We start from the raw sequence: 12,962 nt of genomic DNA, 5'->3' as shown, positions 1-12,962 counted from the left end.
CTAGCGTGGCGCGCGTGCGCACCCCCGGCCCCCTCGTGCTCGACACCCTCGTCTGGCTCGTCTTCGCCGTGCTCTTCGTCGGCGCCGCGCTGCTGGTGAAGGTCGCCGCCGCACTCCTCGTGGTGCTGATCGTGCTGGCGCTCCTGCTCGGGCTCGTCCTGCGGGCGCTGCGGAAGCGACGCGCGCGGCGTCCCGGCACCCGGCACCCCCGCTCCCGGCACCCCCGCTGACACCGTCCCTGCAGCGACTGCTCCGCTGCACCGTCCACCCGTCCCACTCCGGGACCCCGCCCGCTAGGCTTGCCCGGTGACTGAAGTCGAGATCGGTGCAGGCAAGCGCGGCCGTCGGGCCTACGCGTTCGACGACATCGCGGTGGTCCCCTCGCGGCGCACCCGCGACCCGCACGACGTGAGCGTGCAGTGGTCGATCGACGCGTTCACCTTCGCGTCGCCGATCCTCTCCGCGCCGATGGACTCCGTCGCCTCGCCCGCGACGGTCATCCAGATGGGCAAGCTCGGCATGCTCGGTGTCCTCGACCTCGAGGGGCTGTGGACCCGGTACGAGGACCCGACGCCGTTCTACGAGGAGATCAAGACCCTCACGGACGGCAACGTCACGAAGCGCATGCAGGAGATCTACTCCGAGCCGGTCAAGGCCGAGCTGATCACCGCGCGCCTGGCCGAGATCCGTGCCGCCGGGGTGCCGGTCGCAGGCTCGCTCAGCCCGCAGCGCACCCAGGAGTTCTCGCAGACGGTCGTCGACGCCGGAGTCGACCTGTTCGTCATCCGCGGTACGACGGTCTCGGCGGAGCACGTCTCCCAGAACCAGGAGCCGCTCAACCTCAAGAAGTTCATCTACGAGCTCGACGTCCCGGTGATCGTGGGCGGTGCCTCGACGTACACGTCGGCGCTGCACCTCATGCGCACCGGGGCCGCGGGCGTCCTCGTGGGCTTCGGTGGTGGCGCTGCCTCGACGACCCGTGCGGCGCTCGGCATCCACGCGCCGATGGCGACCGCGGTGGCGGACGTCGCCGGTGCGCGCCGTGACTACATGGACGAGTCGGGCGGTCGCTACGTGCACGTCATCGCCGACGGCGGCCTGGACACCGCCGGCGACATCGTCAAGGCGATCGCCGTCGGCGCCGACGCGGTCATGCTCGGCACCGCCCTGGCCCGCGCGACCGAGGCGCCCGGCGGTGGGTTCCACTGGGGTGCCGAGGCGCACCACCCGGAGCTGCCCCGTGGCCGCCGTGTCGAGGTCGGACAGATCGCCCCGCTCGAGAACGTGCTCAACGGCCCGACCCCGTCGTGGGACGGCCGCGCGAACCTCGTCGGCGCGCTCCGTCGTTCCATGGCGACGACCGGGTACTCCGACGTCAAGGAGTTCCAGCGAGTAGAAGTGGTCGTGGCGCCGTACCACCAGCAGTGACGGTGGCACCCGTGCTCCCGCACGGGTGACGCCTCGGTGCCGCCCGTGCGCGGAGGCCGGCTCCGCGCGCGCAACCCGCACGGAGGCGATGATGGCCAAGGCACCCAGCAGCAGCGGTTCGACGGGCGAGGCCCCCGCGGACGCGACCACGCAGACCAGCACCGACGCGACGGAGAACGACGCGGCGAGCAGCCCGCGCACGCCGACGACCGGCGGCGTCGGCTTCGACCCGTCCGCGAAGCTCGGACCGGAGGAGCGCGCGGCGGCGATCGAGACGCTGAAGACGAAGGAACTCGACGTCCTGGTCGTCGGCGGCGGCATCGTCGGCGGCGGCAGCGCGCTCGACGCCGTCACCCGCGGCCTGAGCGTCGGGATCGTCGAGGCCCGCGACTGGGGTTCCGGCACGTCCAGCCGTTCGTCGAAGCTCGTGCACGGCGGCATCCGTTACCTCGAGCAGCTGAACTTCGCCCTCGTCCGCGAGGCCCTCATCGAGCGCGGCCTGCTGCTGCAGCGCATCGCCCCGCACCTGGTGAAGCCCGTCCGCTTCCTCTACCCGCTCAACCACCGCGTGTGGGAGCGCTTCTACATCGGCATCGGCATGGCGATGTACGACGTCTTCAGCTGGTCCGGCGGCCGCCCGCCCGGGGTCCCGCACCACCGGCACCTCAGCCGCAAGCAGGTCCTCAAGAACATGCCCGGGCTGAAGAAGGACGCCTTCGTCGGCGGCATGACGTACTACGACGCGCAGGTCGACGACGCCCGCTACGTCGCCTCGCTCGTGCGCACCGCGGCCTCGTACGGCGCGGTCGCCGCGAGCCGCGTCCGCATCGAGGGCTTCATCAAGGTGGGGGAGCGGGTCGTCGGCGCGCACGCGCACGACATCCAGACCGGCGAGAAGTTCGACATCCGAGCAAAGCAGGTCGTCAACGCCACCGGCGTCTGGACCGACGACACCCAGGCGATGGTCGGCACCCGCGGGCAGTTCAAGGTGCGGGCGTCGAAGGGCGTGCACCTGGTCATCCCGCGCGACCGCTTCCAGTCGAACACGGGCATGATCCTCCGCACCGAGAAGAGCGTCCTCTTCGTGATCCCGTGGGGCCGGCACTGGCTCGTCGGCACGACGGACACCGACTGGAACCTCGACAAGGCGCACCCGGCGGCGACCGCGGCGGACATCGACTACATCCTCGAGCACGTCAACAAGGTGCTTGCCGTGCCGCTCACCCGCGAGGACGTCGAGGGCGTCTACGCCGGCCTCCGACCGCTGCTCGCGGGCGAGTCGGACCAGACCTCGCAGCTCAGCCGTGAGCACGTCGTCGCGCACACGGCCCCGGGCCTGGTGGTGGTCGCCGGTGGCAAGTGGACGACCTACCGGGTCATGGGCAAGGACGCCATCGACGAGGCCGTCGCCGCGATGGACGGCAAGATCCCGGCGTCGACCACCGAGGACATCCCGTTGGTCGGTGCCGAGGGGTACCCGGCCGCCTGGAACCGCCGCGGCCGCACGGCACGGCAGTTCGGCGTCCACAAGGTCCGGATCGAGCACCTGCTCAACCGCTACGGCACGCAGGCGACCGAGGTGCTGCAGCTCGTGCAGCAGGACCCGTCGCTCGCCGAGCCGCTGCCGCAGGCCGACGACTACATCGGCGCCGAGGTCGTGTACGCGGCATCGCACGAGGGAGCCCTGCACCTGGAGGACGTCCTCGCCCGCCGCACCCGCATCTCGATCGAGGCGTGGGACCGCGGCGAGTCCGCAGCGCCCGTCGCCGCGAAGCTCATGGCGGGCGTGCTCGGCTGGGACCAGGAGACGACCGAGCACGAGGTGGCGAACTACCTCAAGCGCGTCGCCGCCGAACGCGAGTCGCAGCTGCAGCCCGACGACGAGTCGGCGGACCGCGTGCGCCTCGAGGCGCCGGACATCGCGTTCGGCTTCGACGAGGACGACGTCGTCGTCGGCGGTGGCCGATCGAGCGGCGCCGACGGCGCCAAGGCGACCGACGAGCAGGTCGAGGGCGAGAAGACGAGCGAACCGAGGTAGGTCCCACCGGACGGCCCACCGGACGGGAGGGGCGTGGCGACCCCGCCACGCGCCTCCCGTCCGCCTGTCCCCACGTCTCCCGCGGAACGCAACGTCGGCGGTGCGCCCAGCGCTACTCCGCTGCGAGCCGCCGCCGACGTTGCGTGTTGCGGGTCCGGACCGTCGCGACGAACAGGACCACCGGGATCGCGACGAGGGCGGCCAGGCTGGTCATGTACAGCACGCCGGACCAGATCGTGTGCGCGCCGCCGTGCGTCGGGAACGTGTCGGCGACGTCCGTGCCGAGCCAGAAGCCCGACTGGAACGTCGCGAGCGCGCCCGCGGCGAGGACGCCGAGGTGCATCACCGCGACCACCGTCGCGGGCAGCCGTGCCGCGAGCCCGACGATCGACGCGGCGAGTGCCAGCACCACGCCGACGGCCGCCACCACGACGACGCCGCGGACGTCGCCGGCGACGGACGTCCCCGCAGCGTCGACGCGGGCGTGGATCTGCGGCAGGGTCGCCCCGGGTACGGCCGCGAGCGGGTCGAGCACGAGGGCGTTGACGGCGATCAACGCCGCGTACGCCGCGACCACCACCACCCCGACGACGGCGACGACGATGCGGACGGCCCCCCGTGTGCTCCCCATGGCACGACCGTAGCGTGCGGAATGGTCGGGGCGACCCGGTGGTTATCATCGGGGTACTCACCAAGGGAGCCATCATGGTCGACGTCCATCGCGTCAAACTCCCCGGAGTCGGCGTGCTGCACAGCTTCTACACCGACGACGGTGGCAAGTGCGGTGTCATCACGCACCGGTCGGGACACTCCGACCTCATCTCGTTCGCGGACGTCTCCGACGGCGCGGACAAGTCCGAGAAGGTCTCGCTCCGCCTGAGCGAGGACGAGGCGCACACCCTCGCCGAACTGCTCGGCGGCACCCGGATCACCGAGGGCCTCGACAAGCTCGACGAGATCCCCGGCCTGTCGATCGACTGGTTCAGCGTCGACTACGAGGACGCCATCGCCGGCAAGCCCCTCGGCGACCTGCACGACTCGGGCTTCATCGGCCTGACCGTCGTCGCGGTCGTCCGCGGCGACAGCGCCAACCCCGCTCCCTCGCCGGACTTCGTCGTGTTCCCCGGCGACACCATCGTCGTCGCCGGCGCTCCCGAGAAGGTCGCCAAGGCGTTCTCCTTCTACCGCAGCGGACAGCTGGCGGCGGCTGCCGCCGAGGCGCCGCCCGGGAGCTGACCCGTGCACCTCGGCGGCGAGCTGCTCACCATCGGTGTGCTCTTCGTCATCGCCTACGTGCTCGGGCGCCTGGGCAAGACCATCGGCCTGCCCGCCATCCCGATCTACATGGTGGTCGGGCTCATCGCGAGCCCGCACACCCCGTGGATCGGCCTCAACGTCGAGTCCCACACGATCGAGCTCATCGCGACGTTCGGACTCATCCTCCTGCTCTTCAACCTCGGGTTGGAGTTCGACCAGGAGGAGTTCTACGGCAACGCCGGCAAGCTCCTGGTCTCCGGCGGCACCTACGTCGCCATCAACATGGGCGTCGGCTTCGCCTTCGGGTTCTCGCTCGGGTGGGGCACACGGGAAGCCCTGATCATCGCGGGCATGACGGCCACGTCGTCGAGCGCGATCGTCACGAAGCTGCTCATCGAGCTGCGACGCCTGGCGAACGACGAGACCCCGATGATCCTCGGCGTCACCGTCATCGAGGACGTCTTCATCGCCATCTACCTCGCGATCGTCTCCGTCGTGCTCTCCGGCGACACGAACCTGTGGGCCGTGGTCGGCAAGCTCGCGCTCGCGTTCGGGTTCCTCGTCGTGATGTTCACCCTCGCCCGGTTCGCCGGCAAGTGGGTGTCGAAGATCTTCGCCACCCGTGACGACGAGCTGTTCACCGTGCTGTTCTTCGGACTCGCGGTGATGTTCGGCGGCATCGGTGACCTGCTCGGCGTGACCGACGCCATCGGCGCGTTCGTCATCGGTCTGCTCTGCGGCGCGACCCGCTACCGGGACCGCATCGAGCAGCTCGCGCTCCCGATGCGCGACGTCTTCGCGGCGTTCTTCTTCGTCAACTTCGGCCTCGGTCTCGACCTGTCGACCTTCGGCGAGGTGCTCTGGCCGGTGCTCGGCGCGATCGGCATGACGATCGTGCTGAACGCCGTCGCCGGGCAGCTCGTCGCGCGGATGAACGGCTTCAACGTCCAGCAGGGCATCAACACCGCGGTGATCCTGGTGAACCGCGGCGAGTTCGCGCTCATCCTCGCGACGCTGTCGGCGGCCGCCGGTCTGGAGGCACGGATCACCGCCTTCGCGGGCCTCTACGTCCTCGTCATGGCCGTCCTGGGGCCGCTGCTCGCCGTGAACTCGGACCGCATCGGCCGCCTCGTGGTGCGCCCCGCCCGCGTGGCGCGGCTGCGCCAGCGCCTGCGCGCGCGGCTGGGTCGTGGCGGTACTGGTCAGGGCGGTGCCGGTGGCGCCGTCCCGGCGGGTCCCGCGCTCGACGAGGCGATCGACACCGCCGCCGAGGCCGCCGTCGCCGACCAGGACGCGGCCGCAGCCGCCCGCCGTGCCGAGCGCGACCGGCAGTTCGCGGAGGAGTTCGCCCTCGTGGAGGCTGCGGGCAGGGAAGAGCGCGACAATGGATCGTCCGAGCCGACGACGAGCGAACCCGTGACGTCGTCGATCGAGATCCCCGCCGAGCGCCCGAAGCGCCCGGCCCGCCAGCGCGATCCGGAGTACTGATACAGATGTGGGCCGTAGCCCGACGACCGAGGTGGATCGCGCTGCTCCTGCTGGCGCTCGTGCTCGCGGGGGTGTTCGCCGGGCTGGGGAAGTGGCAGCTCGAGCGCAGCATCGCGAACGGCAAGCCGCTGCCGGCGACGACGGAGACCCGCAGGGCGCTCGACGACGTCACCGAACCGGGGCGTGCGGCGTCCGAGACCATCGCCGGGCAGAAGGTCACCGTCACCGGCACGTTCGTCGCCGGGGACACCACGCTGCTGACCGGTCGGTCGGGTGGCGGGACCTACCAGGCGGTCGGCCACCTGGTCGACACGGACACCGGTGCGAGCCTCCCGGTCGTGATCGGCTGGTCCGACCAGCGACGGGACGCCGAGGCGGGCGGGGAGCGCCTGGCCGACGGCGACGAGGTGACCGTCGAGGGCCGGTACTACCCGGCCGAGTCGCCGGACCAGGACGCCTACACCAGGGGCGAGTTCTCCGCGGTCGCCCCGGCTCGGCTGGTGAACACGTGGCAGGCCTTCGACGACCGGATGTACATCGGGTACGTCGTCGCCGACGGCACCACCGCGAAGGCGGCCGACCTCGGCACCATCGCCGACCGTGCTCCGACGCGCGAGGTCCAGTTCGACTGGCTCAACCTGTTCTACGCGATCGAGTGGGTCGTCTTCGCCGGGTTCGCCGTGTTCCTCTGGTACCGGTTCGTGAAGGACGCCTGGGAGCGCGAGGAAGAGGAGCGGCGTGAGGCCGCGCTCAGCGTCGACGGGGCCCTCGCGGACCGACGGTAGGATGGACCGCATGGCCTTGACCGTCCGCACCCGTGACATCCCCAAGATCCCGGGAGCCGTCAAGTGGTACCGGGTCTCGGCGTACATCACCGGTGTGCTGCTGCTGGCCCTGGTGATCGAGGTCATCATCAAGTACACACCGTTGCAGCTCGAGATGCAGCTCGGCAACGGCCCGTTCTTCGTGCCGAACGGCACGGCCGGCGAAGCCCCGGGCACGTTCAACCTGTCGATCGCGATCCTCATCGCGCACGGCTGGCTCTACGTGCTCTACCTCTTCACCGACTTCCGTCTGTGGAGCATCATGCGCTGGAGGCCGACCCGCTTCCTGCTCATCGCCCTCGGCGGCATCATCCCGTTCATGTCCTTCGTGGTGGAGCACCGCATGCAGAAGAAGGCCATGGACACCTACCACGAGCTGACCGCTGCCCAGCAGCGTGAGAAGGAGGCCGCTCGGTGAGCGAGACCGAACAGCGTCCCGTCCTCGTCGTCGACTTCGGCGCCCAGTACGCCCAGCTGATCGCACGGCGCGTGCGTGAGGCGAACGTCTACAGCGAGATCGTCCCGCACTCGATCACGGCGGACGAGATCCGCGAGAAGGACCCGGCGGCCATCGTGCTCTCCGGCGGCCCCTCGTCCGTGTACGAGGACGGCGCCCCGTCCCTCGACGGCGAGATCCTCGACCTCGGTGTCCCCGTGCTCGGCATCTGCTACGGCTTCCAGGCCATGGCCAAGTCGCTCGGCGGCGAGGTCGCGCACACGGGGCTCCGCGAGTACGGCGCCACCGACGTGACCGTCTCCGGTACGGGCAGCGTGCTGCTCGGCGACCAGCCCGAGTCCCAGGTCACCTGGATGTCGCACGGCGACTCCGTGGCGAAGGCGCCGGAGGGCTTCGAGGTCCTCGCGTCGAGCGCCTCGACCCCGGTCGCCGCCTTCGCGTCCGACGAGCGCAAGCTCTACGGCGTGCAGTGGCACCCCGAGGTCAAGCACTCCGTGCACGGCCAGGCCGTGCTCGAGAACTTCCTGCACCGTGCCGCGGACCTGCCCGGTGACTGGAACTCCGCGAACGTGATCGAGGAGCAGGTCGCCCGCATCAAGGAGCAGGTCGGGTCCGCACGGGTCATCGCCGGCCTGTCGGGCGGTGTCGACTCCGCCGTCGCCGCGGCCCTCGTGCACAAGGCCGTCGGCGACCAGCTCACCTGCGTCTTCGTCGACCACGGGCTCCTGCGCGCCGACGAGCGCAAGCAGGTGGAAGAGGACTACGTCGCCTCCACCGGTGTCCGCCTGGTCACGGTCGACGCGGAGCAGCAGTTCCTCGACGCCCTCGCCGGCGTCAGTGATCCGGAGCAGAAGCGCAAGATCATCGGGCGCGAGTTCATCCGCACGTTCGAGGCGGCGGCTGAGGCCCTGGTGCTCGAGGCCCGTGCGGACGCAGCGGCGTCGGACGACGACTCCGGCGAGGTCAAGTTCCTCGTGCAGGGCACGCTCTACCCGGACGTCGTCGAGTCCGGCGGTGGCTCGGGCACGGCGAACATCAAGTCGCACCACAACGTCGGCGGTCTGCCCGAGGACATGACGTTCGAGCTCGTCGAGCCGCTGCGCACCCTGTTCAAGGACGAGGTCCGTGCCGTCGGTCGTGAGCTCGGGCTGCCCGAGGTCATCGTCGGACGCCAGCCGTTCCCCGGCCCGGGCCTCGGGATCCGGATCGTCGGGGAGGTCACGAAGGACCGCCTCGAGCTGCTCCGCGCGGCGGACAAGATCGCGCGCGAGGAGCTCACTGCGGCCGGCCTCGACGAGGAGATCTGGCAGTGCCCGGTCGTCCTGCTCGCCGATGTCCGCTCCGTCGGCGTCCAGGGCGACGGCCGCACCTACGGCCACCCCATCGTGCTCCGTCCGGTCTCCTCCGAGGACGCCATGACCGCCGACTGGACGCGCCTGCCGTACGACACCCTGGCGAAGATCTCGAACCGCATCACGAACGAGGTCCCCGACGTCAACCGCGTCGTGCTCGACGTCACGAGCAAGCCGCCGGGGACGATCGAGTGGGAGTAGCCACTCCCTCACGCCACGAGGGCCCGGTACGCACAGCGTGCCGGGCCCTCGTCGCATCCGCGGTCGGGTGGCTCCGGCAGCCGTCCCGGTCGCACGACATGCCGTCCGCGCGCGTTCCGGTCGCACGACGTGCCGTCCGCGCCGGAGGTGAGCGGCACGTCGTGCGACGAGAGCGGCGGGGACGACGAAGGGCCCCGGCGTGTGCCGGGGCCCTTCGTCGATCGGGTGTGCGCTACTCGCGGTTGCTGGCGAGCAGGGCGAGGATGCGCAGGATCTCGATGTAGAGCCACACGAGGGTGACGATGAGACCGAAGGCCGCGGTCCACGCGTAGATGCGGGGAGCACCGCGCTGGACGCCGGTCTTGATCTGGTCGAAGTCGAGGACCAGCGAGTACGCCGCCATGAGCACCACGAGGATGCCGATGATGACGCCCAGCGGGATGCCGAAGATCTCGAAGCTCCGCAGGCCGAACGCGGAGTTGGTCACACCGGTCCACATGAGCACGAGGTTCACCAGCGAGAAGACGAGGTAGCCGACCATCGCGACGAGGAAGAAGCGCGTCGCCTTCGGCGTCGCACGGACCTTGCCCGAGGTGAAGAGCAGCAGGGTCACGGCGAAGACACCGAGGGTGCCGAACACCGCCTGGGTGACGATGCCGTCCCACATGCCGTTGTACAGCGCCGAGATGCCACCGACGAACAGGCCCTCGAAGAACGCGTACGCCAGGACGAGGCCCGGCGACGGCTTCTTCTTGAACGTGTTCACGAGCGCCAGCACGAAGCCGACGATCGCGCCGACGATCCAGACGATCGGCGGCAGGTTCCAGCCGGCGACGGCACCGACGAGGAGCACGCCGAACGCCAGGAGCGTCTTGACGATGGTGTCCTCGTACGACATGCGGTCGGTGTCGACCGGGCTCGCCGTCGGGCGGTCGTACATGTACTGCAGCTGCTCGGGCGTCATGCCGCCCTGCTGCGGGTACTGCCCCTGCTGTGGGGTGCGTCCCCAGCCCGCCTGCTGCTGACCAGCGCCGGCGCCCCAGGCGTTCCGGCCCTGGTCGTTGAAGGCGGGGGACTGGTCGAAACCGGGCTTGAAGGCCATGGTGTCCTCTTCCTTGGAGATTCGAGTCCTCTCAGCCTAGGGGCGCGTCGTCGCGGAAGGCTGAGGATTCGCGGCGAGCGGAAGCGGGTCCTGGCGGGCCCGACAGCTGAACACTATGGGGGCGGTCTGCGTGCGCGCCCCGAGGTGGTCGTGAACCAGCCGACCACCGGGCGGCGGCCGACGCGGCGGCGGTGGGGCGCGCCTCCCGGCCGGACGGCGAGGCCCCCGCTCCGGGAACGGCAACGGGGACGGGGACGGGACCGGCGGGTGCGGACCGCACCTGCGGGTACAGCCATGCGACCAGCGCAACCGAGATCACCATGAGGAGCAGCCAGGCGACGACCTTCGTCGGCGCGACCGGCTGCCAGGCGGCCGTCTGGTCCGGGTAGGCCCACGCCCCGGCCCACGTCGCGACGTTCTCCGCCAGCCAGATGAACAGGGCGACCAGCAGCATCGCGAGCAGGACCGGCATCCGCAGGGTCGCACGGTGCACACGCACGTGCATCGTCGTGCGCACGAACAGTGCGACGACCAGCGCGAGCAGCACGTACCGCGCATCCCACACGACGTGGTGGGCGAAGAAGTTGGCGTAGATCCCGGCGGCGACGACGACCAGGAGCCACTGCCGCGGCCACCGGTCGAAGTGCAGGTCGAAGAGCCGGACGACCCGGACCATGTAGGACCCGACGGCGCCGTACATGAACCCCGAGAAGAGCGGCACGCCCGCGATCGCGAGCCAGCCGTCACTCCCGTACTCCCACGAGCCGACGTGGGTCTTGAAGACCTCCATCGCGGTGCCGACCACGTGGAAGACCAGGACCACCCGGAGCTCCCGCACGGTCTCGAGGCCGAACACGAGCATCGCGACCTGGATCACCGCGGCGGCGAGCGTGAGCACGTCGTTCCGGCTCTCCGCCGGCAGGGTCAGGTGCGCGACGACCATCGTCGCGAGCAGCAGCGCCCCGAACGTGCACGCCCATGCCTGCTTCGCCCCGAACACCAGGAACTCGGTGACGGCGAGACGGACGGGACGGTGCGGCTGGTGGCCGGCATCGAGCAGGCGGCGGGCCGCGCGGTCGATGCGGGCCTCGACGGCGGTGGACAGGTGGCGGGCGGTCACGGTGCGACCCTCCGAGGGCGGCCTGGGAACGAGGGCCGTCGGCTGAACGGATGTGTCCACGGGCACACCGGGAGGACACCTGCCGGCAGGGCGGAGCGGCTACGGTTCGGCGCATGACCCGTGTGATCGCCCACAGAGGTGCCTCCGGCCACCGACCGGAGCACTCCCGGAGCGCCTACGAACTGGCCGTCGAGCTCGGCGCGGACGCCATCGAGCCCGACCTGGTGCCGACGAAGGACGGCGTGCTCGTGCTCCGCCACGAGAACGAGGTGTCCGGCACGACCGACGTCGCCGACCACCCCGAGTTCGCGCACCTGCGGACGACGAAGACCGTCGACGGGCAGCGCGTGACGGGCTGGTTCACCGAGGACTTCACGTGGGACGAGCTGCGGACGCTCCGGGTGCGCGAGCGGCTGCCGCAGCTGCGTCCAGCCTCCGCGGCGCACGACGGCGAGGACGGGGTGCTGCGGCTCGAGGACCTGCTCGGCATCCTCGACGCGGCCCCGCGCCCGGTCGGGCTCGTCGCCGAGGTCAAGCACGCGCACTTCTTCGAGCAGGCCGGGTTGCCGTTGGCGGAGCTGCTCGACGACGCGCTCGGGGCCACCGGGTGGCGCGGCGACGACCGGCTGACGATCGAGTCGTTCGAGAAGACCGTGCTCCGGCAGCTCGGCTCGCTGGGCACCGGTGGTCGGCTCGTGTACCTCCAGGAGGCCCGTGGCAGCGCCGCGGACGAGGTCGCCGCCCACGGGTCGGCGGCTCCGTCGTGGGCGTCCGAGCGCACGGACGCCGCCTTGGCCGGGTTCGCGGGCGAGTTCCACGGGATCAGCGTCGACCTGAAGACCCTGATGGCGGGCGTCGACAGCGCCGCCGTCGCCGACCCGCGGCCGATCCGGAGCGTCATCGTCGAGCGGGCGCACGCCGCAGGCCTCGCCGTCTACACGTGGACGCTCCGGCCGGAGAACCGGTTCCTGCCGGCGCCGCTGCGGCGCGGGGGCGACGTGGCGGCGCACGGCGACTGGGAGCGCTGGTTCACCTCGGTGCTGCGGACCGGGGTCGACGGGGTGTTCGCGGACCACCCGGACCTGGCGGTGCGGGCGCGGTCACTCGTCGGCGGGTGACGTCGCCGAGCGCCGGACCTCGTCGACCGTGCCCGCCGTCCGGTCGTCGCCGCCCGGCGCCTCGGACCGCGGCGCCGCGGCCCGGACCGGCGCGGTGTGCCGTGCCGTACCGACCGCGGCAGCGAGTGCTGCCGGGACCGACACGAGCAGTGGCCAGCTCAGGGCCGGTGTCCACGAGCCGCTCCACAGTGCGATCACGACCTGCATGCCGAGCGCTGCCAGGGCGCCGGCGAGCAGCGCGTGGGCGATGACCGCGGTCAGCCGGCGGGCCCGGCAGCGCGCGAGCACGCGTCCGAGGACGACGGTGAACGGCATCGCCAGGACCGCTCCGCCGAGCGACACGACCCCGGTGGGGACCGAGACGAGCAGGACCGTGAGCGCAGCGGCGCCCACGTCCGGCGGGCTGGACGCGGCCGCGAGCCAGGCCGCGCCGAGCAGGGTCGTGGCCGGCGTCGTCACGAACGCCATCCAGAGCCAGCTCCGGAGCGCGAGCCCGACGGCATCACCTGCGGTCCACGTCCTCATGCCCGACAGCATGGACGCCGACGAGCCGCATCCCCGTGCTGACGGGGCGCAC

Annotated in this window: 13 protein-coding genes; 9 read left to right on the top strand and 4 right to left on the bottom strand. The window is 71.3% G+C overall.

Features of this window, described 5'->3' with window-relative positions:
* Positions 1-14: 14 nt before the first annotated feature.
* The 3 genes from DEJ22_RS14365 (at position 15) to DEJ22_RS14355 (ending at position 3,466) form a co-directional block, all read left to right on the top strand.
* Positions 15-230: a hypothetical protein gene (locus tag DEJ22_RS14365; protein ID WP_146241810.1), complete on the top strand. Its 216-nt coding sequence runs from the start codon at positions 15-17 to the stop codon at positions 228-230.
* 76 nt (positions 231-306) lie between these two features.
* A complete protein-coding gene (locus tag DEJ22_RS14360; RefSeq protein ID WP_111228189.1) occupies positions 307-1,428 on the top strand; it encodes a GuaB3 family IMP dehydrogenase-related protein in 1,122 nt (373 codons plus the stop codon).
* Positions 1,429-1,519: 91 nt separating this feature from the next.
* Positions 1,520-3,466, top strand: a complete 1,947-nt coding sequence (locus DEJ22_RS14355; RefSeq protein WP_258379723.1) for a glycerol-3-phosphate dehydrogenase/oxidase — start codon at positions 1,520-1,522, stop codon at positions 3,464-3,466.
* A 112-nt stretch (positions 3,467-3,578) separates the two neighbouring features.
* Here DEJ22_RS14355 and DEJ22_RS14350 read toward each other — a convergent pair whose 3' ends face one another.
* Positions 3,579-4,097 carry a hypothetical protein gene (locus DEJ22_RS14350; RefSeq protein ID WP_111228190.1) on the bottom strand — a complete coding sequence of 173 codons (519 nt, stop codon included), beginning with the start codon at positions 4,095-4,097 and terminating at the stop codon, positions 3,579-3,581.
* 74 nt (positions 4,098-4,171) lie between these two features.
* Here DEJ22_RS14350 and DEJ22_RS14345 point away from each other — a divergent pair, with 74 nt between their 5' ends.
* From DEJ22_RS14345 to guaA, 5 genes are read left to right on the top strand one after another with little or no spacing between them, the layout of a single operon-like run.
* Positions 4,172-4,702: a cation:proton antiporter regulatory subunit gene (locus DEJ22_RS14345; RefSeq protein ID WP_058728934.1), complete on the top strand. Its 531-nt coding sequence runs from the start codon at positions 4,172-4,174 to the stop codon at positions 4,700-4,702.
* A 3-nt stretch (positions 4,703-4,705) separates the two neighbouring features.
* Entirely contained in the window at positions 4,706-6,211 is a 1,506-nt protein-coding gene (locus tag DEJ22_RS14340; RefSeq protein ID WP_111228191.1) for a cation:proton antiporter, read from the top strand.
* 5 nt (positions 6,212-6,216) lie between these two features.
* The gene (locus DEJ22_RS14335; RefSeq protein ID WP_111228192.1) at positions 6,217-6,996 is read left to right on the top strand and encodes an SURF1 family cytochrome oxidase biogenesis protein; all 780 of its coding nucleotides are present in this window, start codon (positions 6,217-6,219) and stop codon (positions 6,994-6,996) included.
* Between the two features lie 10 nt (positions 6,997-7,006).
* Complete coding sequence (locus DEJ22_RS14330) at positions 7,007-7,453, top strand: DUF3817 domain-containing protein (protein ID WP_111228289.1); 447 nt, start codon at positions 7,007-7,009, stop codon at positions 7,451-7,453.
* A complete protein-coding gene (guaA, locus tag DEJ22_RS14325) occupies positions 7,450-9,045 on the top strand; it encodes a glutamine-hydrolyzing GMP synthase (protein WP_111228193.1) in 1,596 nt (531 codons plus the stop codon). Before DEJ22_RS14330 ends, guaA begins: the two co-directional genes overlap by 4 nt.
* 232 nt (positions 9,046-9,277) lie before the next feature.
* On the opposite strand, the gene DEJ22_RS14320 is transcribed toward guaA, so the two are convergent.
* Positions 9,278-10,147 (bottom strand): Bax inhibitor-1/YccA family protein, encoded by an 870-nt coding sequence (locus DEJ22_RS14320; RefSeq protein ID WP_111228194.1) that lies wholly within the window; start codon positions 10,145-10,147, stop codon positions 9,278-9,280.
* A 31-nt stretch (positions 10,148-10,178) separates the two neighbouring features.
* Positions 10,179-11,267 carry a DUF817 domain-containing protein gene (locus DEJ22_RS14315; protein ID WP_111228195.1) on the bottom strand — a complete coding sequence of 363 codons (1,089 nt, stop codon included), beginning with the start codon at positions 11,265-11,267 and terminating at the stop codon, positions 10,179-10,181.
* A gap of 113 nt (positions 11,268-11,380) precedes the next feature.
* Here DEJ22_RS14315 and DEJ22_RS14310 point away from each other — a divergent pair, with 113 nt between their 5' ends.
* The gene (locus DEJ22_RS14310; RefSeq protein WP_111228196.1) at positions 11,381-12,385 is read left to right on the top strand and encodes a glycerophosphodiester phosphodiesterase family protein; all 1,005 of its coding nucleotides are present in this window, start codon (positions 11,381-11,383) and stop codon (positions 12,383-12,385) included.
* Here DEJ22_RS14310 and DEJ22_RS14305 read toward each other — a convergent pair.
* The gene (locus DEJ22_RS14305; RefSeq protein ID WP_146241811.1) at positions 12,368-12,910 is read right to left on the bottom strand and encodes a hypothetical protein; all 543 of its coding nucleotides are present in this window, start codon (positions 12,908-12,910) and stop codon (positions 12,368-12,370) included. The two genes, DEJ22_RS14310 and DEJ22_RS14305, sit on opposite strands and share 18 nt — an antisense overlap.
* Positions 12,911-12,962 lie beyond the last annotated feature (52 nt).

It is taken from the genome of Curtobacterium sp. MCSS17_007, from assembly GCF_003234175.2.
In the GTDB taxonomy this organism is placed as follows: domain Bacteria; phylum Actinomycetota; class Actinomycetes; order Actinomycetales; family Microbacteriaceae; genus Curtobacterium.
Note: the sequence above shows the minus strand (reverse complement) of the source record. Positions and strands in the feature narration are given on the sequence as shown.